22 protein-coding genes are annotated in these 24,054 nt (G+C 46.6%); 15 read left to right on the top strand and 7 right to left on the bottom strand.

Annotated elements, in window-relative coordinates; translation table 11 throughout:
* The first annotated feature begins 57 nt into the window (after positions 1-57).
* The 3 genes from ruvB (at position 58) to ABK01_RS00725 (ending at position 3,057) form a co-directional block, all read left to right on the top strand.
* On the top strand, positions 58-1,116 hold the full coding sequence (gene ruvB, locus ABK01_RS00735) for a Holliday junction branch migration DNA helicase RuvB (protein ID WP_371922054.1): 1,059 nt from the start codon (positions 58-60) through the stop codon (positions 1,114-1,116).
* 220 nt (positions 1,117-1,336) lie between these two features.
* Complete coding sequence (sufU, locus tag ABK01_RS00730; RefSeq protein WP_253675853.1) at positions 1,337-1,759, top strand: Fe-S cluster assembly sulfur transfer protein SufU; 423 nt, start codon at positions 1,337-1,339, stop codon at positions 1,757-1,759.
* Positions 1,760-1,884: 125 nt separating this feature from the next.
* Positions 1,885-3,057 carry a haloacid dehalogenase-like hydrolase gene (locus ABK01_RS00725; RefSeq protein ID WP_253675852.1) on the top strand — a complete coding sequence of 391 codons (1,173 nt, stop codon included), beginning with the start codon at positions 1,885-1,887 and terminating at the stop codon, positions 3,055-3,057.
* On the opposite strand, the gene ABK01_RS00720 is transcribed toward ABK01_RS00725, so the two are convergent.
* The 6 genes from ABK01_RS00720 to ABK01_RS00695 all read right to left on the bottom strand — a co-directional run bounded on the left by ABK01_RS00720 (position 3,008) and on the right by ABK01_RS00695 (position 12,102).
* Positions 3,008-5,395 carry a peptidase U32 family protein gene (locus ABK01_RS00720; protein ID WP_253675851.1) on the bottom strand — a complete coding sequence of 796 codons (2,388 nt, stop codon included), beginning with the start codon at positions 5,393-5,395 and terminating at the stop codon, positions 3,008-3,010. The genes ABK01_RS00725 and ABK01_RS00720 overlap by 50 nt on opposite strands.
* A gap of 109 nt (positions 5,396-5,504) precedes the next feature.
* The gene (locus ABK01_RS00715) at positions 5,505-7,733 is read right to left on the bottom strand and encodes a VWA domain-containing protein (RefSeq protein ID WP_253675850.1); all 2,229 of its coding nucleotides are present in this window, start codon (positions 7,731-7,733) and stop codon (positions 5,505-5,507) included.
* A complete protein-coding gene (locus ABK01_RS00710; protein WP_253675849.1) occupies positions 7,717-8,019 on the bottom strand; it encodes a hypothetical protein in 303 nt (100 codons plus the stop codon). The genes ABK01_RS00715 and ABK01_RS00710 overlap by 17 nt, the downstream gene beginning before the upstream one ends.
* Before the next feature lie 8 nt (positions 8,020-8,027).
* Positions 8,028-10,469, bottom strand: coding sequence for an AAA family ATPase (locus ABK01_RS00705; RefSeq protein WP_253675848.1), 2,442 nt, complete (start codon positions 10,467-10,469; stop codon positions 8,028-8,030).
* A 34-nt stretch (positions 10,470-10,503) separates the two neighbouring features.
* Entirely contained in the window at positions 10,504-11,439 is a 936-nt protein-coding gene (locus ABK01_RS00700) for a hypothetical protein (RefSeq protein ID WP_253675847.1), read from the bottom strand.
* Positions 11,440-11,460: 21 nt separating this feature from the next.
* Positions 11,461-12,102, bottom strand: a complete 642-nt coding sequence (locus tag ABK01_RS00695) for a TM1812 family CRISPR-associated protein (RefSeq protein ID WP_253675846.1) — start codon at positions 12,100-12,102, stop codon at positions 11,461-11,463.
* A gap of 229 nt (positions 12,103-12,331) precedes the next feature.
* Here ABK01_RS00695 and ABK01_RS00690 point away from each other — a divergent pair, with 229 nt between their 5' ends.
* The 6 genes from ABK01_RS00690 (at position 12,332) to ABK01_RS00665 (ending at position 20,937) form a co-directional block, all read left to right on the top strand.
* Entirely contained in the window at positions 12,332-14,137 is a 1,806-nt protein-coding gene (locus ABK01_RS00690) for an ATP-binding protein (protein ID WP_253675845.1), read from the top strand.
* 242 nt (positions 14,138-14,379) lie between these two features.
* Positions 14,380-14,739, top strand: coding sequence for a NifB/NifX family molybdenum-iron cluster-binding protein (locus ABK01_RS00685; RefSeq protein ID WP_016522641.1), 360 nt, complete (start codon positions 14,380-14,382; stop codon positions 14,737-14,739).
* A 63-nt stretch (positions 14,740-14,802) separates the two neighbouring features.
* Positions 14,803-15,783, top strand: coding sequence for an AAA family ATPase (locus ABK01_RS00680; RefSeq protein WP_253675844.1), 981 nt, complete (start codon positions 14,803-14,805; stop codon positions 15,781-15,783).
* A gap of 3 nt (positions 15,784-15,786) precedes the next feature.
* A complete protein-coding gene (locus tag ABK01_RS00675; RefSeq protein WP_253675843.1) occupies positions 15,787-17,145 on the top strand; it encodes a DUF58 domain-containing protein in 1,359 nt (452 codons plus the stop codon).
* Positions 17,129-19,114: a transglutaminase TgpA family protein gene (locus ABK01_RS00670; RefSeq protein ID WP_253675842.1), complete on the top strand. Its 1,986-nt coding sequence runs from the start codon at positions 17,129-17,131 to the stop codon at positions 19,112-19,114. The genes ABK01_RS00675 and ABK01_RS00670 overlap by 17 nt, the downstream gene beginning before the upstream one ends.
* Complete coding sequence (locus ABK01_RS00665; protein WP_253675841.1) at positions 19,111-20,937, top strand: tetratricopeptide repeat protein; 1,827 nt, start codon at positions 19,111-19,113, stop codon at positions 20,935-20,937. Before ABK01_RS00670 ends, ABK01_RS00665 begins: the two co-directional genes overlap by 4 nt.
* A 35-nt stretch (positions 20,938-20,972) precedes the next feature.
* Here ABK01_RS00665 and ABK01_RS00660 read toward each other — a convergent pair whose 3' ends face one another.
* Positions 20,973-21,239: a BrnA antitoxin family protein gene (locus tag ABK01_RS00660; protein WP_253675840.1), complete on the bottom strand. Its 267-nt coding sequence runs from the start codon at positions 21,237-21,239 to the stop codon at positions 20,973-20,975.
* A gap of 560 nt (positions 21,240-21,799) precedes the next feature.
* Between ABK01_RS00660 and ABK01_RS00655 the strand changes: the two genes are divergently transcribed.
* The 6 genes from ABK01_RS00655 to ABK01_RS00635 all read left to right on the top strand — a co-directional run bounded on the left by ABK01_RS00655 (position 21,800) and on the right by ABK01_RS00635 (position 24,027).
* Positions 21,800-21,991 (top strand): hypothetical protein, encoded by a 192-nt coding sequence (locus ABK01_RS00655; RefSeq protein ID WP_253675839.1) that lies wholly within the window; start codon positions 21,800-21,802, stop codon positions 21,989-21,991.
* Positions 21,992-22,101: 110 nt separating this feature from the next.
* On the top strand, positions 22,102-22,233 hold the full coding sequence (locus tag ABK01_RS11675; protein ID WP_256481851.1) for a hypothetical protein: 132 nt from the start codon (positions 22,102-22,104) through the stop codon (positions 22,231-22,233).
* A 28-nt stretch (positions 22,234-22,261) separates the two neighbouring features.
* A complete protein-coding gene (locus ABK01_RS00650) occupies positions 22,262-22,594 on the top strand; it encodes a DUF2715 domain-containing protein (protein WP_253675838.1) in 333 nt (110 codons plus the stop codon).
* A 165-nt stretch (positions 22,595-22,759) separates the two neighbouring features.
* The gene (locus ABK01_RS00645) at positions 22,760-23,140 is read left to right on the top strand and encodes a hypothetical protein (RefSeq protein ID WP_212565640.1); all 381 of its coding nucleotides are present in this window, start codon (positions 22,760-22,762) and stop codon (positions 23,138-23,140) included.
* 129 nt (positions 23,141-23,269) lie between these two features.
* Positions 23,270-23,626 carry a hypothetical protein gene (locus tag ABK01_RS00640; RefSeq protein WP_253675837.1) on the top strand — a complete coding sequence of 119 codons (357 nt, stop codon included), beginning with the start codon at positions 23,270-23,272 and terminating at the stop codon, positions 23,624-23,626.
* 56 nt (positions 23,627-23,682) lie between these two features.
* Positions 23,683-24,027 (top strand): hypothetical protein, encoded by a 345-nt coding sequence (locus ABK01_RS00635; protein WP_253675836.1) that lies wholly within the window; start codon positions 23,683-23,685, stop codon positions 24,025-24,027.
* The last annotated feature ends 27 nt before the right edge of the window (positions 24,028-24,054 follow it).

Raw genomic sequence — 24,054 nt, 5'->3', positions numbered from 1 at the left:
CGAGATTTTTAGAGGTTCCCACTATTTTAATACGATGAGTATCTTTTAAAAATGCAGATGAACGGCGAAACATATCAAGATAATGAAATAGACGAATTCGGCATTATACGCGGAGAGAAGCGTGCGGGGGATGAAAAAGACCGCGCGCTGCGCCCGCAGCTTTTGAAGGATTTTCAGGGGCAGCAAAACATCAAAGAAAACCTGTCGGTCTTTATCCAAGCGGCGCGGAGTAGGGGAGAGAGCCTTGATCATCTTTTTTTGATTGGACCTCCCGGGCTGGGAAAAACTACCCTTGCGCAAATTACCGCGCAGGAGCTTGGCGTTGAATGCAAGATTACCGGCGCCCCCGCCCTCGATAAGCCTAAAGACTTGGCGGGTATTTTGACAACGTTATCCGAACGAAGCGTGTTCTTTATTGATGAAATTCACCGGTTAAAGCCCGCCATCGAAGAAATGCTCTATATTGCTATGGAAGATTATGAGCTTGACTGGATTATCGGGCAGGGGCCGGGAGCGCGGACTGTCCGTATCCCGTTGCCGCCGTTTACGCTGATCGGTGCGACAACCCGTGCCGGTATGGTTTCCAGTCCGCTTATCAGCCGGTTCGGAATCGTGCAGCGCTTTGAATTTTACAGCGACGAAGAGCTTGCTTCCATTATTATGCGTTCTGCCGATATTCTCCAAATCAACATTGGGAAAAAAGCGGCCGTTGCACTTGCCCGTTGCTCCCGCGGAACGCCGCGCGTCGCCAACCGGCTGCTGAGGCGTATGCGGGATTTTGCATTTATTGAAGGCAGCGATACCATCCGCGAGGCAACCGTTGCGCAGGGTTTGGAAAAACTACACATCGACCGGCTTGGTTTGGAAAACTATGACCGGCAGATACTCTGCTCCATTATCGAAAACTACGGCGGCGGGCCGGTCGGCGCGGAAACGCTTGCGATTTCCATCGGGGAGTCACAGGATACGCTTGAAGACTACTACGAACCCTACCTTATTCAAACGGGATTGCTGCAGCGTACCCCGCGCGGGCGTATGGTTACGGAAAAAGCATACACCCATCTCGGACTAAAAATTCCGGCAGCCGCCGCGCAAACCGGCAGTCTCTTTGAATAGGAAAGTGTTGATTAAAGCGAGGAGTGCATTTGATCAGTGGTTTCCTAGACGAGACATGGGGAAACTCCCCATCATACTGACGGTTTTCCTGAGGGATACGTCGAGCATTCATTTTTGTGTATTACGATTGTTCCCTATACCAATAGAACTCTTTTGTGTAAAATCATCACCGAACTTTTTAGATTGAATCTTTTAGGTGATAGCAATAGAGGAGCGGGACGTGAGCATCGAAACGGTATATCAACAAACATTATTGGATTATTCGCGGAGAACCGAACATAAACATCAGTTGGACGGAGCGACCGGTATTGAGCGCGGGCATAACCCCAGCTGCGGCGACGATTTAACCTTGCTGATTAAGCAGAAGGACGGAGTTGTTGAGGACGCTTCTTTTTTAGGCGCGGGGTGTGCAGTTTCAACCGCTTCTACCAATATGCTGATCGATTTAATCAAAGGTAAAACGGTTAAAGAAGCTCAGCATTGTCTTGAGGTGTTTTTTAATATGATGGCAGGTAAGCCGCAGTCAGAGGAGGAATTGGAGAGCCTCGGCGATGCGCAGATTCTCAGCTATTTTGCCGAAATGCCTGCTCGTATTAAATGCGCGACACTGAGCTGGCACAGCGCACAGGTTTTACTCAAATAAGATAATCGGGCATCTTACAACAACCGTACCGGAAACGGTGAAGCTGTTAAAAATGGGGCGGTGTGATTGCTCTGCAAGGCATCTCGAAATATAACATAACCATATAGTTTTACGGAAGATATGATATGGAAACTAAAATGATGGATAAAACAAATAAACCGGCATTAACCGGAAATTGGGAGCCGCAGAACAAACTGCGGTTGGAACGCTTGATTGCGGAAAAAGCTTTTGCGGACAACTATGCTGTCTTTGATTGGGATTACACGTGTATCTTCTACGATATACAGGATAGTCTTTTTCTGTATCAGCTTGAGCACCTTTGCTTCAATCTGACGCCCGAACAGTTTGCCGTTACCATTCGGCACGAAATTCCGCAGGATATTCCGCTCGTCGGTTGCTTTAATAGCGAAGGGCGGCAGCTCACTGCAGCTGATCTTTCAGCGGATTTGGATGACCGTTACCGGTTCTTATATCATTCATATCAACGTTTGAACGGGACGCTCCCGCTTGAGGAAGTCGTGCAAACCGAGGAGTACCTTGATTTTAAGGCAAAAATTCTGACGCTGATGCGGTATGCGGTAACGGTCTGCGATACCGATATTTCGCAATCGGTATGTACGGGCATGACGCTTCCCCAATTAAATAGTCTTGTAGAAAAAACGGTTGCCGAAGCGCTTACTGCTGAAATAAAACAATACACGCTCGTATCACCCGTGCGGCAGGCAGGGCGAGCCGGTGTCGTTACCGCAACATATCGGAAGGGGATACGGATACAGCCGGAAATACGGGAGCTGTTCCGCCGTTTTGAAGAACACGGCATTACTCCCTATATCTGCTCCGCCTCGCAGGAGGACGGCGTACGGGTGTTTGCCTGTAATCCTGCGTATGGCTACTGTCTCCGTCCCGAACAAGTGTTCGGCAGGCGGCGGCTGCGGAATGTCGATGGCGTGTTTACTGATGAGCGGGATTACTCCATTCCGCAAACGTGGCGGGAAGGAAAGGCGGAGGCGATACGGACGTTGATTGCGCCGCGGCACGGCGGGAAAGCGCCCATCCTTATCGCGGGCGACAGTGACGGCGATTTTTGGATGATGGATGCATTCAAAAATGAGGCGCTGCTGCTTATCCTGTACCGCAATCAGAAGCCGCACGAAAAGCTCTATCCGCTGATACAGCGCGGTTTAGCCGAGCGCAATGCCCCCGATGCATCGATTATCGTACAGCATCGGGATGAAGCGACGGGATTGTTTATTTCCGGTGTGTCTGATTTTGCCGGCGGTTCTGTGAACGTCCTTTAGGCGGTTTTGTTCGTCCGCCGGAATGTTTGGTGCCGCGCTCTGCCGCCGATTTTTGCCCCAGCTGTTTGAGTTCTTCTACCCGCTGCGGATCGTAGAAGCCTTCTTTCCAATTAAAGCGCACCGAGTCGGGGAGGGGAGTGCCGCTCCGCAGCGACTGTAAAATGAACCGATAAGCGCGACGCTCAACGCTCGTATGCGAAAAATCCAGCAAAAAGCGTGAGAACTGATGATGCTGTAAGGCGTGGTAGCGGTCTACAACCGAGAACGGCTTGTCGGATAGCACAAAAGAGGCGGATGGTGTAGAAAAAGCTCTGAACGCTTCGCCCTGCTTGTCGGAAAAGTAGAGGAAGTTGTAGTTTTTCGGCAGCGTAAAGCGCATTCTGAACAGCACGGAATACGAAAAAAGCGGCAGCAGTACCTGCGGGCGCAGCTCCGGCGCAAACACCGTTTCGATATTTGCCTGAGAGCTTTCGGCTGGGGGGATATAGGCGCAGATGCCGTTCTCCTGCAGCCACGAAACCGCCCAGCAGTTAAAGGTGTAGAGGTACGGCCCCGCGACTAAAAAGTTCTTTTTATTGCGGAGCATGGAAATATGCGCCGGATTATTCACGATAAATTGCGTATACCCCTGTGCAGTCAACTGTTCAAGCTGCTCCGCAAGGATAGGTTCCTGTTCCTGCGGCACGAAGGGATCAAGCGAAATAAAGATTTCCCGTTTGGAGAACGGCAGCGGTTTTGCCTGTTGCTGATTTTGCTGCTGCGGATTGGGCTGTTGTCCAGTCAGTGCCGGATAGGTATCCTCATTCAAATTGATAATAACCCGCACCGGTTTATCCGCAAGGATGGTATGCAAATCCGCAATGGAAGAAACTTGAACGTAGAGCCCTTCGGGGAAAATATCCGCAGGTTTTTTCGCAAGGCTCTTTTTGACGGGTGTCGCGGATGGTGCGGTCGCTGCAGCCGCTGATTTCGCGGGCAGCGCCGCTCCGGCAGGTGTTGCGGATGCGGATTTTGAGGGCGCGGACTTGCTTGTATCGCCGAGGGTAGGGAAGCCTGCTTCGAGTGTCAGCATCGGCAGCGCTTCGTCGTTGGGCTGTTTGCGGTATTTTTCGAGCGAGGCGGGCAACAAACGGGGGTAGCGTTTGGTCATTGCCTTGGTCTGCAAAAGGTATACGCTGTCGCCTTTGCCGGAATCCGCAGGCAGCTGCAGCCATGCGCCGGATTTGCTTTCCATTATATCCTGAATTTTCCAGCTTTCGCGTCCGCTATCGTCCTTCTTGTGAATGCGCACCGAATCGCCTTTCTCCGGCGTATAATGTCCGTCTTTCAGCTGTACATAGTGTACCGCCCGCGTGCTGTCTTTAAACGGGACTTCCTCCACGGTGCCTTTTTTAATGCCGTCGATAATGCCGAGGTAGATACCGGTGCCGCCCGCCTGATCGGGATTGAGCACTTCTTCCGCGCGGGTGCTTTTAAAGCGGTAGCCGGTCTTTTTCCGTGCAAAGTCGTTCGCTAAGATACGCTTGCCCGTTTCTACCGCCGCCTTTTTATCGGCTTCCCAGTTGTCGATGACATACCGGTAGGCGGAAACCACCGTGCCGACATACTCGGCGCTTTTCATTCTTCCTTCTATTTTAAATGAGGCAACGCCTGCCTGTATCAAATCGGGGATATACTCGATGAGCTGTAAATCCGCGGGGGAGAAAAAGTAGCCTTCCCGATCGCCCTCCGGCTCATGCGCCGTGTAGAGGCGGCGGCATGCTTGGGTACACATCCCGCGGTTCGCCGACTTTCCGCCGAGGTAGCTTGAAAACAGGCACAAGCCCGATTCGCTGACACAGAGCGCCCCGTGTACGAATACTTCCAGCTCGCATGAAGTGTTGGCATGTACCGCTCGGATTTCTTCCAAACTCAGTTCCCGGGCAAGCACCGTCCGCGACACCCCCCAGCGGCTCATCGCATTGGCTGCCTTTGCACTTGCAATATTGAGCTGCGTAGAAGCATGGAGCTTGAGATTCGGAAAGTGTTTGTGCGCCATTTGAATCAGCCCGAGATCCTGCACGATAATGCCGTCAGGGCCGACATTGTTGAGATACGCCAAGAACCGATAGAGCCGCTCCATCTCGTTTTCGGTTACAACCGTATTGACGGTAACATATATTTTTTTATTCCGCTTATGCAGTACATCAACCGTTGCCTCAAACTGATTCCACGCAAAGTTTGAAGACCGCATACGGGCATTAAAGCTCTTTAAACCTAAATAAACGGCGTCCGCCCCTTCCGCAATCGCGGCTTCCAATGCTTCGGGATTCCCCGCCGGCGCTAATAATTCGACCATCCCGCCATCATAGCGAAAAAGCATTGCGCTGCATAGATATAGATATGGGCTTGTCTGTGTCGTGCTGCATAGATATAGTGTTCATGTTGTCGGTGTGACAAGGGGCTTGTTATTCCCGTGTTTTCAGTTCATGCAGCTGCTCAACAAGGTGCCGGGACGCGCGGGTATCATTGGTGTCGTACAGCCAGTTGTGATTAAAACAGGCGATGGTATTTTTGTTGCCGCTTGCTCCGATAACAAGGCTGTAAAAGCCGGTGTTCTTTTCTTTTTCCTGTTCGATAGCCGTAACAAGGTCAGCTGAAAGATTGTCCATTACGAAGTCCGAGATCATCAGTACATCGGCATTTTTATATCCGGTTGCAGTATCACTGCCTGCGAGCATGTTAAGCGCTTTCCGCAGCGCGGGTTCTGCATCGGTTCCGCCGTTAAACGACATACGCAAAAAACGTACCAGTTTTTGCAGGTAGTTGCCTCCGTCCGCATTTGTCAATTCCATATCCTCATTCGGTTTTACTTCCAGTGTTTCAATATCCGTGGAAAACGAGATGATATAGCAAAGCCGTTCCTGTTCCGCCGCAATCTTTGCCAGTGCAAATGCTACCGTTTTTGCAATATTCTCCGGAGTGCCGTGCATAGAGCCGCTCGTGTCAACACAGATGATAATCGGTCCCTTAGGTTCTTGCTTTTCCATCGTTACCTCTTCTTGCTCGATACTTTCTTTTAATTCCTCTTGCTCATTTTGATACTCAAATGACAGGAGTTGTTTTTGCGCAAATTTCAGCTGAAAGAGTTTTTTTGCCGCAGGATTTTTCAACATAGCAAGTTCACAGGGAAGAACCGCTGCAATATCGTTTGAATACTTGAGTCCGTTTATCTCTCCGCGGTATGCAGGTTGCGGATGCCACTCTGTTGTTATGACGATTTTATCCCGCAGCTCTTTTTCAAACACCGCTTGTGTACGGCTTTGCCTGCCGAGAAGGTCGGCGAGTTCCTGCAGCGATTCATCTTGTTCCAGAAGTTTGGCAAAGGTATCAAGAATTTCAAACCCGCTTGTTTCAAATGGATGCTTGGATAAATCCCAGAGCCTTCCGAAATTTTTAGTGAACGGCGTAAGTAGTTTTTCAAGCCGCATAAAGTTTTGTATTTTTTTATACAGCTCTTCCAAAAACTGCTTTCGCATAGCATCGATCCGTTCCTGCTCCCACTTTGTTTTGCGTTCGATGAGATTTTTTTCCATATCGGCAATAAAGTTTCTGCGCAGCGCTTCAAGTTTTTCCGGCGATTCCCATTGAAGCGTATTTTTTTCATTATTTTTCGTTTTCTGTATTACGGTTTCTGCATGGGTAGTATTTACTTGCTCATTTTTTCCGGGAGTGTTTTCTGCTTGCATATCGTCTACCCGTATACTTGCTCCTGAAGACGTTTGTGCTTCCTCTGTCGGAACTGTTTTCGCGGTATCGTCTGCTGCACTATCGGTGATGTGTTTTTGCTCGGCAAATGCTTTGCGGTAAAAATCAAAGTCCAGCGTACTTTCCTGAATAGTTTCACGTTTTGAATCGCTAACTGACGGAAGACGTTTATAGTGATACTGTATTTTTGACTTTTCCGCAGAAAGATCGGCTGCAATTTCTTCTGCAGCCTGCTTTTTCTGCTGTGTAACAAAGATTGCTTCATCGAAAAACGGATTTTCTTTTTCCAATGTGCCGTGTGTTTTTTGCAGCCATTCCAAAAGATCCGTTTGAATATTTTCTGAAAGCCCTTCGTGGGTTTGCATATACTCTTGTACGTCTTGCGTATTCAGAATTTCGGAAAGCGTATGCTGCGCGACCTGCGCAAATGTATTCTGCGGAAAAGCAATGGGGATGTCTTCCGGCTCAACAGGCTGTATGGCATCTTCGATCGCATCAACCAACTGCTTCCGTTCCCGATTTGAACCGAATGCAGATTCAGGGGCAGCATTTTTTTCAAACTTTCGCTTTTTCTTTGATTGCTGCTTATAGCGTTGAATGTTTGCGTTTAAATTTTGTTTTATGTTACCGATGTTGGAAAATAGTGTACTACACAGGTTGGAAAATGCAGTATCGCTTAAATCTTCCGTTTGGTGTGCGGTTCTATTCCGTGTTAGACGGAGCGGTTCCCACCAATGAGGTTTTGAAGAAAACCATACTTTTGTTAAACATTCCCGCAGCTGCTGCATTTTTATTTGCAGCCATGCACGCGCTTCTTCATTGATTGCTGTAACATCGGAAATACCGGAAGGGTATTTTTCACTCATTTCTTCAATAGGGCGCAATGCTTTCCTGCTATATTTCCTTGAGTTTCTATCTTTTCTCGTCATCAGTGCATCCTGTTTCTATTAAAGCTCTAATCTCTTCCATATTGTCAAATACAAATGAAACCATCTTTTGCAATTCCTTATCGGGAATATCTTCCGTTGCATGCGCAAGCCGGTTACGGATTTTATGCAATTCCATAACCGGTTGCGGCGGTTGAAGCCCTTCTGCAATCGTCTGTATTTTCAGCTCAAGCCATGCTTTCTGTTCATCGGAAAGCCGGTAGATATCGGGCATGCCGCCGGAATACTTTTGCTGCAATGCGGTAAGGGATTCACGGGATGTATTCATATCACCCACTATATTTTGCTCCATTCACGGATAGTGCGAACCGCATACTCATGATCTTTTGTCGTATGGTCTTGCAAACCGTTCTCATCAAAAAGTTGATAGAAGGCCGCCGCTTCTCCGTTTTCGGATGCCGACCAGTATTCTTGCGGAGTAAGCAGTCCTCCTTGAATGCCGAGTGCGGTTAAAGAAGTATTTAGTTTATCTCTGTTTTTCCATATTGCATACAGTTGAGTTTTATCGGGAACTATCCAATTTGTTGTATAGTCTTTCGGTAAGGCATCGCCGTAATGAAGGGCATATTCTTTGAGTGCATTCCATGTCAATTTCTTTTCACTTATACCAAGAGCAAAGGTTTTATCGTCAGCAATACACACGACTGCAATCACATTTTTTTTCTGTTCCTCTGTCATATTTTTAATTTCTTCCGAAGAAAAAGCGGTTCCGTCTTTGAGAATGACATCTCCTTCTGAAAAATCAGTATCGAGTTCAGCATTGAAATATCTATCATGCTGCTTGGCAAGTGTGATTTCCGCATCTTGAAGCTGTCGGATTGCCTCATCCAGTTTTGCAGTAAGACTTTTATTATAGGATTGATTTGCAAATAAATTTGCCTTGAACGGTATCGCATCCGCTTCTTTTTTGTCTTTCAGTGCCTTAATTTCAGTATGGATTTCATCTACAATCGGCTTGTAATACGCTTTGTCAAAATTCTTTTGTAACGTTTCCTGCGCTATATCGGAATATTCTTTTTGCTGTAGATATGTTTTGGCAGGAGTCATTTCGATTTTCATTGAATGAGTTTTGTCTGAATATCCATTGTTATTTCTCCACCAATCAGTCCAAGTTACCGTATCATTAACAATACTACATTCACTAAAAGAAAAGTTATAATTGGGTCCCAGTTTCTCACCCTTCGAATCAAACAACATTCCTTTTCGATCGTTGTAATTTTGCCATTTAAAATCGTCAATAGAAATGTAATAAGGTTCAACTGTGTGATCAGCAAAATATACCGCTGTCGGTTTTAATATTTTATAAGCATTCGTATCATCTTTCATTTTGTAAGAAACAGGTTTTGCCGCAGTTTTTATTACCATGTCAAACCAATTTTGCTCAACTTTTGCTGTAAACGCCTCAATCTCGTCGTTAATGTCATCTATCGCAGTATCGCAATCCAGTCCGTTTTGTTGAATACACGTCTCTACAATTTGGCGTACTTTTTTCTGCTGTTTTTCGGTACTCCAGATGCAGTATTCAATCAGCTGGCAGTCCATCAAATCAACTTCGGTACGGTCGTTCAAAAATGCGGAAGTTTTTAAGATGCGCACTATTTTTTTCCAACGGCGGTCGCCGATTGCAAATGATTCTCCGGCGGCTTTTTCTTCTTCGCTCAATGTCTCATTTTGCGCCGTCAGTTCTTTACGGATTGCGGAAATAACCGCTCTTGCTTCTTCTGAAAGCTGCACTGTATCGATCTGTGTTTTCCAGCTCTCTAAGTCCTTGTTGGAAATCTGCAATTTTTTAATCTCATCGGAAAGTTTAAATTCAGAGGACGAACCTTCTACCATATCAAAAAAGCTATCTTCGTTTTGAATAAACCCTATGGGTAAACGGAGGATAAACCGGTCATACAGCGCTTCAAGTCCGCGTTTTTTTGCAGGCAGTTCGTTTGATGCAGCAAGCAAGGCTTTTAAGGGGACTTCCATAACTTTGCTGCCGTTATGAAATATGCGCTCGTTTATGATGGTAAGGAGTGTGTTGAGAATTGCAGGGCTTGCCTTCCAAATTTCATCGAGAAAGGCGATATCCGCTTCGGGCAGCATGTTCTCTGTGAGGCGGCGGTATTCTTCTTTTTTATTCCCCTGTTCGTCCTCAAGTTCACCGTTCAAGCCTTTCAGAGAAATATTGCCGAACACATCTTCCGGTGTAGAAAATTGATTTAAAAGTGTTTCAAAATACTGAACACTTCCATCGCCGTCTGTTTTAAATGCCTTGGCAATACGCCGTGCAAGCATACTCTTGGCACACCCGGGAGCACCCAAAAAGAAAATACTTTCCCCTGCAATTGCTGCTAAAAGTGCAAGACGCAGCGCTTCATCTTTTTCGTATAGACCTTCGCTGAGCGCATTTTTAAGCGCGGCTATCCTATCGTGATGCTTTGTTGTTTCTGGCATTTGTGGTTCCTCCTGTTTGGCATTTAATTGTGTGTGTTCGGTATTCTGCACAAGCTGCACGTATGTGGTGCCATGCTTATTTTTTTCTATTTGTATCTGCGGTATCTGAGATAAAATTTCACTGAATTTACTGACATTGAATAAACTGCACATATCATTGACGGTGTCTTTATTCCAGCCTAATTTTTGCATAATTACAGACGGATTTCTTTTACCATCAAAGTCTTTGAGTACGGCAATAATTTTTGCTATTACTTCGTCTTTTGTATAACTCATTGTGTTTTCAGCCTCCTATGGTTACTATAGTCATTTATTCTGCCGGTTGACAGATTTTTTGCAGTTTTTTAATAAAACTGCTTATCGTTCTGCTTGCATCGGTTTTGTCTTTGCCGAACTGTGCGGCAATATCTTCTTGCGTGGGGAAGGATGCCGCTTCAAAAAACAGCCGAATGAGCGTGCGTCCGTGTTTCGTATCTGAAAAGTGTGCATTGCGCAAGACTATAGCTATTACGGTACTGTCTACTTTTGCCGCATCCAGTTCGCATAACACCCGATGGGTCAGTAATGCGGAAAGATACGGCTTTGTGCGGTCTTGCGATGCGGCAAATGCTGCATCAATGAGCCGGAGGTAGTGCTCAATGTAGTCTTGTTCTATTAAAAGAGTATCTGCTGTTTTGTAACCGTTTTGGATGCATAGTGCCGCAGAATCAAACAGAGAGTATTCATTGCTGTTTTCGGAATCGATATGTTCTGATTGTACAGCGGTCTGTAACTGCCATTGTATCAGCTCGGCTATTTCATTCACCGGATAACCGGTTCGCTTTGCAAGCCATGCTTGTGTTTCAGCACGTTCTATATCTTTCCCATAGTGTGCAGCAGCGGCGCACAGCTGATTCCATTTTCGTCGTTTGTTCTCCGGCAGCGGAATGATTTCAGAGTGAAAAGTATGCAGTTTTATATTTGCGCGGTTTATTTCTTGTTTTAAAGAGCGTGCAAGATAGTTAATATAACGTTCGGCAGTTCCTTCATAGCTGAGCACACTGCGGTTTACACATTCCATTATTTCAATCGCGGCATTTTCAATTTTTTTCGGATTGAATGTCAGTAATGTCCACCGCCATACGGCATCGGTAAGTTTTGTCCGCAAAGTAAGAAACTCCATACAGGCAGTATTCTTCTGTTGAACAAACGGAAACAGTTCCGTTGCAATTCTGATAATCTTTGCTTCCTGCTGCTTTTTGTCCATCACTCTCTCCGCTTATTACGATTACAGTGCAAAAAAGGCATCCAAGGCTTTTAATGCTTCCGTTCCGTTTGGAGCTTCCATTGTCCCCATAAGATTATTTAAATAATAGAGCGGCGTAATATCATACAGTTCAGGATTTTCAGGATAGGCTATTCCGTCGGCATGTTTGATAAACTCAACTTTGCCGTATATGATTTTTTTTACATCCGCATCAAAAAATTTTTCCGCAAAATGAAAGGCACACATTAAAACCATGGGGATCGTTTTTTGTCCGAATGTAATATCCGCATAGAGTTCAGCGCCTTCTTCTATAAGCGGCAGCATTTTACGGAGCCGTGCTTCATGGCTTGCTTTTGATTCAACAAAATCCGTTGCAAGCCGCTCATATTCAATATGCGCACCGATAGCAGCATTAATCGAATTCAGTTCCTGCTGAAAAAGTTCGGCGTTTTCTCTTGAATGATCTTTGCCGGTGATGGTTGTGAGGAGTACCGCTTTTACCTGATCTCCTTTCTGCAATTTTTCCGCAAGCACGGCATTGACAGGAAACACCACCTTACCGGTATAGCGACAATCGGCATTTCCTGTTCCTGCATAACACTGCCCATAAGCTGCTGTATCCATTTTTTTCATGGGGATATCAACAAACATAATTTTTTTCATTTTTAGCCTCACTATCTCGTAATAGCGTCATAATACAGAAGAGTTGACAGATTATAGCACAATTTTAGCATATTTTTTATTTGTGCGGGTTAATACTCACGAGCCGCATCGGGGTTGTTGATGGCAGTGGTTTTAAGCAGCAGCAATGGGGATGTCTTAAAACTTGGCCACTTTTTCGCCATCCTCATTTCAAATTGCAGAAAGTATTGAACCCTGCTATACTACCAGTATGAACATTACACGCAAACTGCCGATTGGCGTACAGAGTTTTAAGGTATTACGGACTGATCATTATCTCTATGTGGATAAAACTGACTATCTTTTCCGATTAGTACAAGGCGGTCGTGTTTATTTTCTCAGCCGTCCGCGCCGGTTTGGCAAAAGTCTTTTCCTTTCAACATTAGCAGCGTATTTCCTTGGACAGAAAGAGCTGTTCAAAGGACTTTATCTTGAAAAAGCCGAAGAAGAGCAAGCGGTACAAGAAAACCGAGCTGCGTGGCTGGAATATCCGGTACTTTATCTGGATTTTAATACAAAAAATTATATAAATGAGCAGGCGCTTGTAGATATACTCAATCTCCATCTGAACGAATGGGAAACCCGGTACGCTATACCAAAAACAGCAGAAGCACCGGAAGATCGGTTTAGATTGCTTATCGCAGCTCTTTTTAAGCAAACCGGCAAGCAGGTAGTCATTCTAGTAGACGAATACGATAAGCCGCTTTTACAAACGATGGGGGTAAATGAAGCGCTGAATGAACACTACCGTAATACGCTCAAAGCCTTTTACTCTGTCATAAAAACCTGTGATGAATATATCCGCTTTGCCTTTCTCACCGGCGTTACAAAGTTCAGCAAGATCAGTATTTTCAGTGATTTGAATAATTTGAAAGATATTAGCATACATGAAACGTATGCAGGTATTTGCGGCATTAGTCAAAAAGAGCTGGAAGCAAATTTTCAACCTGAAATAAAAGCGCTTGCGGAAAAACAAAAGCTTGACTATCCGCAGGCGCTTGCTGCCTTAAAACAGTGGTACGACGGCTACCTGTTCCATCCTGCCGGGGAGGGAATGTATAATCCTTATAGTCTCCTCAATGCCTTTGACGATAAAGAGCTCAAAAGCTATTGGTTTAGTACGGGCACACCGACTTTTCTGGTTAATTACCTGAAAGAAGCTCACTATTATATTCCCGACCTCGATGGACATGTTGAGCTGGATGAAGAGGGATTGCAAACGTATCGGGCTATTGCACAGGATACCTTACCGATTCTGTTTCAAGCGGGATACTTAACTATCAAAGAATATATAAAAGATCAGAGGCTCTACCGGCTGGGCTTTCCGAATGATGAGGTTCGTTATGGTTTTTTACATAATCTTTTACCCGCATATTCTGATGTACCGTTCGGCCAAACAGGGGTATGGGTTGGACGGTTTGTACAAGACATCCGCAAGGGTGATGTGAATAGCTTTATGGAGCGGATGCAGTCGATTATCGCCAGTATTCCGTATGATGATTTTAGAGAAGAAAACCTCACAATCAGAACCGCCATGGATGGCGGTGGTTCCATGCAGAAACAAGTTTGCCATGCAAACTTGCAGCTCAAAAATGTACAAGGACGTACATTTTTGAGCAAGCTGCGGGAACAAAACTATCAAACAGCGGTGTACCTCATCTTTGCTCTGATGGGGCAGTTTGTACAGACAGAGGTGCATTGCTACAGTACCGCCATGGATGGCGGTGGTTCCACGCAGCAGCGATGTTTCGGCGGAGCCGAAACTCGTAGTCAAAACTATACACGGATGTATAGTTTTGACAGACGGGCAGACTGCGTAGTTACTACAGCTGATACTGTTTACCTCTTCGAGTTTAAACTCTCCGGTAACGGCACGGCGGAAGATGCAATCGCGCAAATAAAAGAGAAAGACTATGCCGCAAAGTACATGGCGAATGGGAAGAAAATAGTGCTCATTGGAAGTTCCTTTGATGAAAAGACGAGAACGATAAAAGACTGGAAAGTGGCTAATGAATAATTTGTAATAAGTGCCGCTCTTAGATTTAGATTATATTGAGCCGTTATACCAACGTTTATTTTCATCCGCTAAAATAGCGCGGCTGAAAAAAAAACACGTCAAGTTTGCTTTGTGCAAACTTGCGGATTATATGTGCGCTACCGCGCACGAATGCAACAGTCTCCAAAATTGATATTTTGTCCGACTGTTGCATTTTAAGGAACCTTTAGACAGACCTTAATGATTATGATATAATTCAAGATATGAAAATCGCAGCGACTTATGATATTTTAACGAATTCAATTTTTCAGCATTTTGGAAAAACAGAGCATTTTAAGGTTTATACAATTGAAGCCGGAAAAGTAACGAAAACTGAAGTAATCGATAACGGCGGTTTCGGTCATCACGATTTGGCAACCTATCTTAAAAGCCTTGGAGTTGAAACGCTCATCTTAGGAAACCGCGGACAGGGTGCGATTGATGCGCTGAACAACGCCGGAATTCATCAGCTTGCCGGCCTTACCGGCTCTCCGGATGAAGCTGTTGCAGCATTTTTAGCAGGCACATTACAGGATAATCCGAACGCTCAATGCAATCATCATGGGGAACATCACCACGAATAGTATTGGACGGTACTCCTTTTTATAAAGTTGAGGCGTTCCGCATACTATGCTATAATCCCCGCTATGAATACCGAAAAAACGGCGGAACGGCTTCTTTCCGCACTGGAAAAAGCGATTAAAGGGAAGAGGGATGTTCTCCGTCTTTTTATTACCGCATATCTAACCGGCGGGCATGTTCTTTTAGAGGATGTGCCGGGCGTCGGAAAAACCACACTGGTAAAAACATTTGCAGCACTCATCGAAAAAGACGGGCAGCCGGCGCGGTTCAGGCGTATCCAATGCACCCCCGACCTTTTGCCCTACGACATCACCGGTGTGGAAGTCTTTAATGCGGGACGGAATACCTTTGAATTTATGGAAGGCCCGGTATTCGCAGACATCCTGCTTGCTGATGAGCTGAACCGCACCCCGCCGAAGGTACAGTCCGCCTTGCTGGAAGCGATGGCTGAGCGGCAGGTAACCGCCGGTACGGTAACCCGTCCGTTAAGCCCTTACTTTTTTACGGCGGCTACGCAAAATCCTGTGGAAAGCTTAGGTACCTATCCGCTCCCCGCTGCTCAGCTTGACCGGTTCAGTATATGCCTGTCGATTGGCTACCCCGATGAAGAAGCGGAAACCGAATTGCTGCATGAACAAACGCACCTTCCCGCTGCAGAACCGGAGCCGGTTACGCCGGTTGTTTCCATACAGGATATCGCGGCCTCGCGGGAAGAACAGCGGCAGGTATTTGTGCATCCCGTACTCGAAAAGATAATCGCTCGAATCGGAAAAGAGACCCGTGCCCATCCTGCGTTTAAGCTCGGCACATCTCCCCGCGCCGGTTTGCATTTGCTGCATCTCGCCCGCACCTTTGCGCTTGTCAACGGACGCAATTGGGTTGAGGATGGAGATATCCGCACGCTTAGCTCCCTCGTCCTTGCTCACCGGTGCTTGATAAAAACCGGCGACGGCTCGGCTTCGGAACTCATCAGCAGTATTACCGAAGCGGTTATCCGCACTGCCGACAAACAAACGGATTGGACAAAACCGGCTGAGGCACAATAAGGCATGATGCGGATACGGATTACGAGGCACGGTGCAGTGTACACCGTGATGGGCGCGCTGCTTTTAATAAGCGGCTTGCTCCGCGGAGAGCTTTTGAGCGCAGTATGCGGCGGGTTACTCACGCTTTATGCCGGTTTCGCTGCCGCTGCTGTAACGGTTACCGCCCTGTGTTGGAAATCGGAAGAGCCTGACCTTGCCTCAGGCGGTAGCGGCTTTACGGTTACTCCCGCGCGTTCAAAAACGGCACAGTCCGAATCTGCAAAGACTTTCCCGCCTTGTGTTCCCGGAACCGCAGCCTTTTATACCATTGAGTTTTCACTATCGCCTGAACCTACCGCAGAAGCCGCAGAGACGGCCGCACGTCTTTCCATCCCCCTGCAGGGAATACAAACAAAATATCATCCTAAAAATCTAACCCGCGGACGGTACTTTTATAAACGGCAGTATCTCAATATCCGAGACTTTGCCGGTTTTTTTGCCGCGGCATATACGCAGCCGCCTTGTCTGTCCGTGCCCTATATTGTAGTACAGCCGGCGCTTCCGTCGCAAAAAACGGTATTTCCCGACCTCCGTTCCCGTGCCGTAAACGACCTTCCGTCGCAAGAGCGCACGCATGAACTCTATGAATCCCGTCCGTATTTTCCCGGCGACGATCCGCGGAAAATTCACTGGAAGCTCTATGCACACACCAATACGCTTTCCATAAAGCTCGGTGCTTTTGAACCGCCGCCGGTCAAGCGCTTAGCGATATATATAGAAGAACCGGTGTGTACGAAAAAAAAAGAACAGGCTTGGGTTGCCTCCATTTTTGACGCCTTTATCGGCCGCCTTTCCGGCGTGATTATAGAGCTGCTCAATGCCGGTATCCAATGCTCTCTTCTATTATATGATTATCCGCAGCAGCCCTTGCAGCGGTACGAGATAACCGAGGAAGCATCCGCCGCCGCTGCACAGATACAAAATCTGCTAACCATACCGGCGCTCCGTGCTGCGTCGGAAGCGCTTCCCGACGCGGCGGAAGTCTTTAATGCAGTGCCGGACGGCGAGGGACTGCTATACTGTTATACGCCGACCGGAGATGTCTTTCGAAATGCAACCGGTGCGCCGTTTCGCCCGCCGCGTACAGAAGGTATAACCGGTGTCGAAACATTTTTTTGCGTTGCCGTGCCGCCGGTATCGGAAGACTTTATGCAGGCCGATGAGCTACGGCATCGTACTTTAAGCAAGACGTACATACACCGGCTGCTGTATTCCTCCGCCGCTTCCGCACGGCAGGATGCTTTTTATCGAAAGGTGCAGGAAGCTGCCGAACGGGAACTCCGTATCTTTACCGCAGGAAATTGCCATGCAGAATTACTCTAAACCTGCCGCCGTGCTTCGTATATGCTCACTCCTGCTGCTCCTTTCGGTACCGTACCGCTACCTTGCCGATATTTTGCCCGCAGCGGCGCTGCCGGTATGGGGGCTTTGCTGCACGGCGGTAATTCACTTTCTGCATAGAAAGGGAATTCGTGCGGAAGCGGCAACGATTATCGGTTTTTCCGCGGCGCTGCTTATCCCTGCATGTGTACTCGGCTTGCTTGCGTTGATACCGCAGCTTATTGCGGACACCCTCTTTTTGCGCATCAAGCTGCTATTCGGCTTACTTGCGTTCACCGCCTTCATCAGCATTACCTCAACGGCGCTGTTCATTTTTACCGAACGGTGGCGGCGTTATGAACCGCTTGCCGCTATTCTCGTGTTCTCCCTGCTGTTTTTTCCGCAGCAGCACTATCGCCTGACAGCCTTTTCCCATCCGCTCTTTGCGGCGGGCTTTGCCGGTGTTTTCATGCTGATTCAAACAGCCTTGCTCTGCATTCCTTTTTTAAAACGCAGACGGTTCGCAGTGTTTGCACTCATCTTTATCGGTTTAACGGCGGTTTTGCTTGCGCTCCTCATCAGGACATTTAATAAAGGCTCTGTCGGCAATAACGGCGGACTGCTCGAACAAAAACTTTTCGAGTTCGATTTTTCTCAGTTTTTGCAATTGCAGGATGAGGTAAAAATGAACACCAATCTGGTGATGGTGGTGCATGTTGATCAGGAATATGATTCGCACTTGTTCCGCCGTATGTATCTGTCGGGCTGGAGTCCGCAAAAAGGATTTTATGAAAAGTCGGCGCCCGGCGAACCGGAGCAGCCGCTGCGGATTACTCAGCAACCGGCGGAACTTCCGCATCAGTCTTTCCTGTGCCGCGAGCGGGTCAGTCAAGAAATATTTACCGTCAACCTCGATCCCGATTCCCTTGTTGCGCTCGATTATCCGCTGTCGGTAACGCCGTATACGGTTTGGGACACCGTGAGTTTTAAAGGCGCTTACAAGGCGGAAAGCGAGGTGCTGCACGGTGTGCCGCTCGACCTTATTACGGCGGAGCCTCCGTCGGGAAATCCGGCAGAGGGGCTGTCGGCGGAAGCCTTGCATTTTTATACGGCCGTAGATTCCGGCACAAAGGCGCTGCTCTTTCCTATCGCGGAATCGGTTACCGCCCCCTTTGCGCTCTACTATGATAAGGTTTACGCCTTGCTCGACTATTTCCGCGAGGGCGAGTATCGATATTCGCTTCGTCCCGGGCAGGCTCCCGACGGCGATCAGTTGCGGTATTTTGTAACCGAGTCGAAAAAGGGCTATTGCTCGTACTTTGCCTTTGCGTACTGCCTCATGCTCCGCAGTCTCGGCATCCCTGCGCGGCTCGCCGCCGGTTTTTTTCTGCAGCCTGAATCGGGCATCCTCAATTATTATCCGGTGCGGGCGAATATGGCTCACGCATGGGTGGAAGTCTTTTTCCCGTATCTCGGCTGGGTGGATATAGACCCGACTACCGAACAGCTCGCAGACGGAGAATCGCTCGATTTTTCTTTTCAGGCAGGCGGAGATCAATTTACGCAGCTCCTTGACGAAATCCTATTAAACCGCTCGGCGCTCCGTGTCAGGCACGGCGGAACGCTTTCGGCGACAGAAGCCCAAACCGTTGCTCAACGTGTTTCGCAGTTCTTTAAAATGCACCGCGGAATACTGTTCTGCATTGCTGTGCTCGTTGTGCTTCTCCTGTACGGCGCCTTCCGCGCCTATCCGTATCTGATTATCAGGTATTCACGGAATAATCGGAAAATCATTCTCACGCTGAAACGGCTGCATAAGCATCCGAGCGATGCCTTTTACGCCCTCACTCAAAAAGCAAAGTTTGCCCCCTCCTGTACCGACGCAGATGTTGCAATTGCAAAACAGCTCTACAGCTCGGAGAAAAAGCAGGGAAAAAAGGCTTGGAAGCGAAGTCGGAGGGACGGCAAATGAAAGCGCAATACCGAAAATACCACCCGACCGATAAACATCGCAACAGGCATACCCATCACAATGGAATAATTCTTGTGCTGTTTTTGTTTCTATTACCATTGTACCTTTTCTCTGCATCAAGCACATCGAACGCTGATGAGCTGTTGCAAAAAGCGGACGCGGCAGTGCAAGCAGAAAACTGGGATACCGCTGCGGCGCTGCTCGAAGAAGGTATCGCACGATACCCGACAAATGAGCTTTTCCAACTCAAGCTCGGCGATATGTATTTTAGCAACGGACTGTACGAACCCGCATACCGCCGCTTTACCGAAGGCCTGCGTATCAATCGATATAACATCAAACTCCTGTACGGCGCAGCGAGCGCAGCAGCGGCATTGAATAAAGCAGAAGAGGCGCGCGGTCTTTTGCACGAATATCTTTCGTATAACCCTACCGATATTTTCGGATGGTCAACGTACGGATGGCTCTGTTTTAAAACGCACCGAACCGATGAGGGGATTAAAGCAATGCTCGATGCCCGCAGCAGCTACGGCGACGACGGCTGTATTGCGAACGCGCTCGGAAATCTGTACGGAGAACTCTTCGACTATCGGAATGCGGCGCTCTATTACCGGAAAGGCATTGAACTCGCACTGCAAAACGATTCGCTGTACTCGGCCTCGGTGTATTCCTACAACAAGGCGATCTTGGAAACCGAATTCTATCATTTTGATCAAGCTGAAGAAGACGCCCGCAATGCTTCCGGCTATTTTTCACGCTCATCGGGATATTTGATTCTCGGAGAGCTTGAAGAGCGGAAAAATAATTTTGACCGCGCGATTGCCTATTATGCGCAATCGACAAAAGATAATTATACGCCGCTGCCGCTGATCAATCTTGCAAAAATATATCTGCGGATGGGGCATTGGAAACAAGCGGAACGCTATATTACACAGATCGAGCGGGTTACCGACTATTCGTGGATTGCGAACTTCGGGATGAGTACGGCGCAGTTTTATACCGAACTGTACGGCCTGTATCAGACGTTATACGAAAAAAAATATGCGGCGGAAAAGATGCGGCTACCTGAAAGCGCCAAGGATTTTTTTGTTCGGTCTAAAAATCTTACAAAGTATTCCGCTTTGATTCGATATTATCGAGCGGCTTTTAGTATACATAATTTGAAATTGGCAAAGGAGTACACAATAGCGGATACGGACGACAATACGCACGGGTTGTATAAAAACAGCTTCTATTATCGGGCATTTCAATCGGTACCGTTTAAGGCGCGGCGGTATTTACGCCGTGCGGAGGCGCTGGAAACGTCGGTTATTCCGCAGGCGCGTCCGTCATACATTGCCGAAAAAGGTATCCTGCTCCGCGATGAACAACTGTTGCGGGAAGCGCTGGATGCCCTCGACCCCGTATGGGAGAAAGAACTGCGGGAACAAACTGCGGCGGCGCTGATACTCTGCACAAGAAACGCCGAACTGAAAACCGCGCTCTATCAAGAGCTGCTGCAAAGTAATCCCGCCTGCTTTCCGGAACATTGGATACGGTTGCCGGTTACGCTGACCTGTACCGGTGCAGACGAACGGCTCGGCAAACAAACCGAGAAACGCATCGCCGCCGCTTTAAACAAATCGTTATTTGCGGTTTCCGAACACGCGCCGTTTTCCATCACGGCAGTATGTACCGAAAGCAGCATCCGGCTCAGCCTTATCGGTCAAGACGGCAGTATCTATTTCCGCTATGAACATCCCGCTCCCGTTGCCGATAAACAGGAGGCAGCTGCCTGCGTCAACCGTTTTGCTGCGCGACTGTTTAGAGTTGCGGTAAGGTAGGCGATTTAGGTGCTATCGGGCGAGATAGTTGAAGCTCACACTAACGGACACCCGTTTTGCCGTGCCCAGCGTATTACCTCGTTCATTCGTTTTTGATACCCTTTTGCACCCTTACTTTGCAGCCACGATAAGTTATCAAAATCGATACGGAATGTTATCGACTTTTTAAGCGGTTTCCAATACTTAAAGTGTCCCCGCGCAAAATCTTCTTCAGTTAATTCCGGAATATCTGTTGTGTTAATTTGACTGTCGGGAACTGCACAAGCCTCACATTTGGTGATATATTCGTCTAAGTCTGTCATAATACATTTTCCTTTCCTGCGCTGTTGCAGGACGAGCTGAGATAATATGGATTCGACCGGTCTCCGTGTACACAACTTGCACAATGCTTAAACCGGATTTTTCCACATACCCAAAACCGTTATATCTATCTTGTCCGGCGTCGGAATGTTTTATGTCGTATATTTCATAAAAATCAACAACCCCGACGCAAGCGTCGGGGTATTAAACCCTCCGCACGAATAAGGGTCGTCAAAAATAGGCAAAATATCTCGAAACGGAATCCCATTGTTATTTGCATCCCTATGGTTCCTGATGTTCGCATTTTCTTTTTCAGACCACCACTCGAATCTGCCAAACTTAACAAGTTCACCTTTTAACATGGCCTACAACCTCTCATCAATATATAGTGTATGTACGTAATTGTCAATAAATTTTGAAACCTTGAATTTTCCTCTTGACTTTTGAGGGGGGGGGTGGTGGAGGTTCCGGAGGCGGAAATACTGCATCAAGTATCGAGGGGATTACCTGGAAGTCAGAGACTACAGCTGCTACAACGACTTTACGGCTTAAAAGCGGGCATGTGAAAGTTACATTCACCACAGCAGGGCGAACCGTACCAGACAACGGTACCTATACGGTAAGCGGTGATACAATACAGTTTACAGGGTTCACATTAGCGACTTATCTCAACCGAGAATTTAAATACAAGGTTGAAAACGGTACCTTTGAAATGTGGACAGAGGGGCTTACCTATAAATTCAAAAAAGCATAAATATAAAATCCCTTTATGGTAAGAATAAAGGCTTTTACGGCAAGAAATTAACACTTTCTTGCCGGTTATTATTTTTTAGGTGTTCTTAACACCAAAAAGGAGTTTTTAAGATGAAGAAAATTGCTATTATGTTTCTCTGTCTTGCGTTGGTTTCTGCACATGCGTTTGCAGAATTTGTGATGCTGCCGGGGGCGGGACTCAGTTATTATTCCGGTTCAACAGGAGAAAAGTCTTCTACGTAAGGTTGATAGTACCTCTGTAGGTCTGAGCGTGAATAAGGGCTTGGTATGGAATTCACGGATAATGCCGGGCTATACGTTTAAATTCGCAAAGGACAAAGCATACCTCCGTTTGGCAGGCGGTCCTGCCGTAGGCACCTTTGGTTGGGAACTCGAAAAGACCGTGTCCACTGCAATCACAGTCGGTCTAGCTTTCCATATAGGATTTGAATACTTTTTTACGAATTTAGTCGGTATTGGTATTTCGATTAACGAAATTCCGACGCTTTATTCAACTTCCGGTGTAGGAAGGGCTAATATCTTCAATGTAAAAGTATGTCCCTCGTTTAGACTTGGTGAGAAAAAACAAGCGGCTAAAAAATAAACGCTTGATTTTCGCTGTCTATAGCCCTGCCATTTACAGCAGGGCTGAACTATCGGGTTTGCTTACCGCAAACATCATGTATCACCACGTATCCCGATGGGAAATGCTTTTTCCTATCGGGATTTTTGTAATTTTATATTCGATCAAAAAAAAGGAGATTGAAAAATGAAAAAGAGAACGTTTTTAAGCCTTATATTTTTAGTTATTTTTTCAGCTATGTTTGCGAATAATCTAGAAATATTTAAGGTAGGTGATTACACCATACTTGCTATTTATGATGGACAAAATAATCGTGATGCTGTTTTTAAAAAGTTAAAATCTCAAGGTCGTTTGACTGATGATAAACCATCCCGGGAACAAATGGAATGGGTTAAACGTGCTTTAAATGTCTTTGAGACCACCAAAGGTGATGTATATACGATTGGTATTTCTCGTATGGAAGATCTCATTGATGGATATCAATATATTTGTGTCTGTGAATTTTCAACGGATACAAATTTTTCCTATTGGTTCTATCTACTACACGCCCCTCGGTCGTGGAAGTAATTTTAACTCTGCAATATGGAACATACTATAAAAATCGAAGATGCAATACACTTCGAAAAAATCAGAGAGGAAAACTTATGAAAAAGATTATCGTATGTATGTGTTTGGTGCTGTTCATCGGAACGGCGTATGGGCAAGGAGTATTTGTATTTAAATATTATTATAATTATGAAAAAGGATGGACGGGGGGAAGCAGCAATAGCCTATCTATGTAATGATGCGAATGGTGCGTGGGAGATACTACAATCTGAGGGCGCGTACAATATGACAAGTCAGAACTTCCGTGAGAAGGGAGTTACTATCTGGCGTGTTGAAAAACTATCCGAGAGAGAATGGTGGTTGATTTGGTCAGCGCTTGGTGAATACAACACCGCTAATAAAGAAATTTATCAAATCGGTATAAAGAAAGGAAGAGGACTATTGTGTGTGTGGGTTAGAATCCAAAACAATGGGAAGTCCGTCAACTGGTTCGCTTATGGATATTAATCAATAAATAGTGCGAATGAAGGTTCTAAACAATATATTTTATAAGGGTATACAAAATGAATAAAAAACTTTTTTCTATCGCATTACTATCCATTATTTTGCTCAGCGGGATCGGCGTGATACCGGTATTGGCGCAGAGCGTCTCTCTCTCTTCGGATTTTGAGTACGACTTAAACGGAGCCGGTACGGGAGTAGTTATTTTAAAGTACGTTGGAAAAGGCGGCGATATTGTCATCCCCGATAGCATTGAAGATTTCCCTGTCGTTTCGGTAGGATGCGGGTTTGATAACGAAAATGTCAAAACACCAATTACATCGGTTATCTTCCTCGACACGATCACCATAGCATATAACGATCGACAACCCCTGCACCTTGCGTCTCGGAGTTGTCGATTTGTCTGATACGTTTACTTTGATAAAAAAATCGGC

The organism is Treponema sp. OMZ 305, from assembly GCF_024181325.1.
Taxonomy (GTDB): domain Bacteria; phylum Spirochaetota; class Spirochaetia; order Treponematales; family Treponemataceae; genus Treponema.
Note: the sequence above shows the minus strand (reverse complement) of the source record. Positions and strands in the feature narration are given on the sequence as shown.

What these genes read in the sequence shown, in the direction of transcription:
- ABK01_RS00660 (WP_253675840.1), bottom strand. Translation starts at nt 21,239, where the DNA reads ATGACAGACTTAGACGAATATATCACCAAATGTGAGGCTTGTGCAGTT.
- ABK01_RS00670 (WP_253675842.1), top strand. Translation starts at nt 17,129, where the DNA reads ATGCAGAATTACTCTAAACCTGCCGCCGTGCTTCGTATATGCTCACTC.
- ABK01_RS00635 (WP_253675836.1), top strand. Translation starts at nt 23,683, where the DNA reads ATGAATAAAAAACTTTTTTCTATCGCATTACTATCCATTATTTTGCTC.
- ABK01_RS00675 (WP_253675843.1), top strand. Translation starts at nt 15,787, where the DNA reads ATGATGCGGATACGGATTACGAGGCACGGTGCAGTGTACACCGTGATG.
- ABK01_RS00715 (WP_253675850.1), bottom strand. Translation starts at nt 7,733, where the DNA reads ATGACGAGAAAAGATAGAAACTCAAGGAAATATAGCAGGAAAGCATTG.
- ABK01_RS11675 (WP_256481851.1), top strand. Translation starts at nt 22,102, where the DNA reads ATGAAGAAAATTGCTATTATGTTTCTCTGTCTTGCGTTGGTTTCTGCA.
- ABK01_RS00705 (WP_253675848.1), bottom strand. Translation starts at nt 10,469, where the DNA reads ATGAGTTATACAAAAGACGAAGTAATAGCAAAAATTATTGCCGTACTC.
- ABK01_RS00700 (WP_253675847.1), bottom strand. Translation starts at nt 11,439, where the DNA reads ATGGACAAAAAGCAGCAGGAAGCAAAGATTATCAGAATTGCAACGGAA.
- ABK01_RS00695 (WP_253675846.1), bottom strand. Translation starts at nt 12,102, where the DNA reads ATGAAAAAAATTATGTTTGTTGATATCCCCATGAAAAAAATGGATACA.
- ABK01_RS00680 (WP_253675844.1), top strand. Translation starts at nt 14,803, where the DNA reads ATGAATACCGAAAAAACGGCGGAACGGCTTCTTTCCGCACTGGAAAAA.
- ABK01_RS00725 (WP_253675852.1), top strand. Translation starts at nt 1,885, where the DNA reads ATGGAAACTAAAATGATGGATAAAACAAATAAACCGGCATTAACCGGA.
- ABK01_RS00720 (WP_253675851.1), bottom strand. Translation starts at nt 5,395, where the DNA reads ATGGTCGAATTATTAGCGCCGGCGGGGAATCCCGAAGCATTGGAAGCC.
- ABK01_RS00710 (WP_253675849.1), bottom strand. Translation starts at nt 8,019, where the DNA reads ATGAATACATCCCGTGAATCCCTTACCGCATTGCAGCAAAAGTATTCC.
- ABK01_RS00690 (WP_253675845.1), top strand. Translation starts at nt 12,332, where the DNA reads ATGAACATTACACGCAAACTGCCGATTGGCGTACAGAGTTTTAAGGTA.
- ruvB (WP_371922054.1), top strand. Translation starts at nt 58, where the DNA reads ATGAACGGCGAAACATATCAAGATAATGAAATAGACGAATTCGGCATT.
- ABK01_RS00640 (WP_253675837.1), top strand. Translation starts at nt 23,270, where the DNA reads ATGGGCAAGGAGTATTTGTATTTAAATATTATTATAATTATGAAAAAG.
- ABK01_RS00645 (WP_212565640.1), top strand. Translation starts at nt 22,760, where the DNA reads ATGAAAAAGAGAACGTTTTTAAGCCTTATATTTTTAGTTATTTTTTCA.
- ABK01_RS00685 (WP_016522641.1), top strand. Translation starts at nt 14,380, where the DNA reads ATGAAAATCGCAGCGACTTATGATATTTTAACGAATTCAATTTTTCAG.
- ABK01_RS00665 (WP_253675841.1), top strand. Translation starts at nt 19,111, where the DNA reads ATGAAAGCGCAATACCGAAAATACCACCCGACCGATAAACATCGCAAC.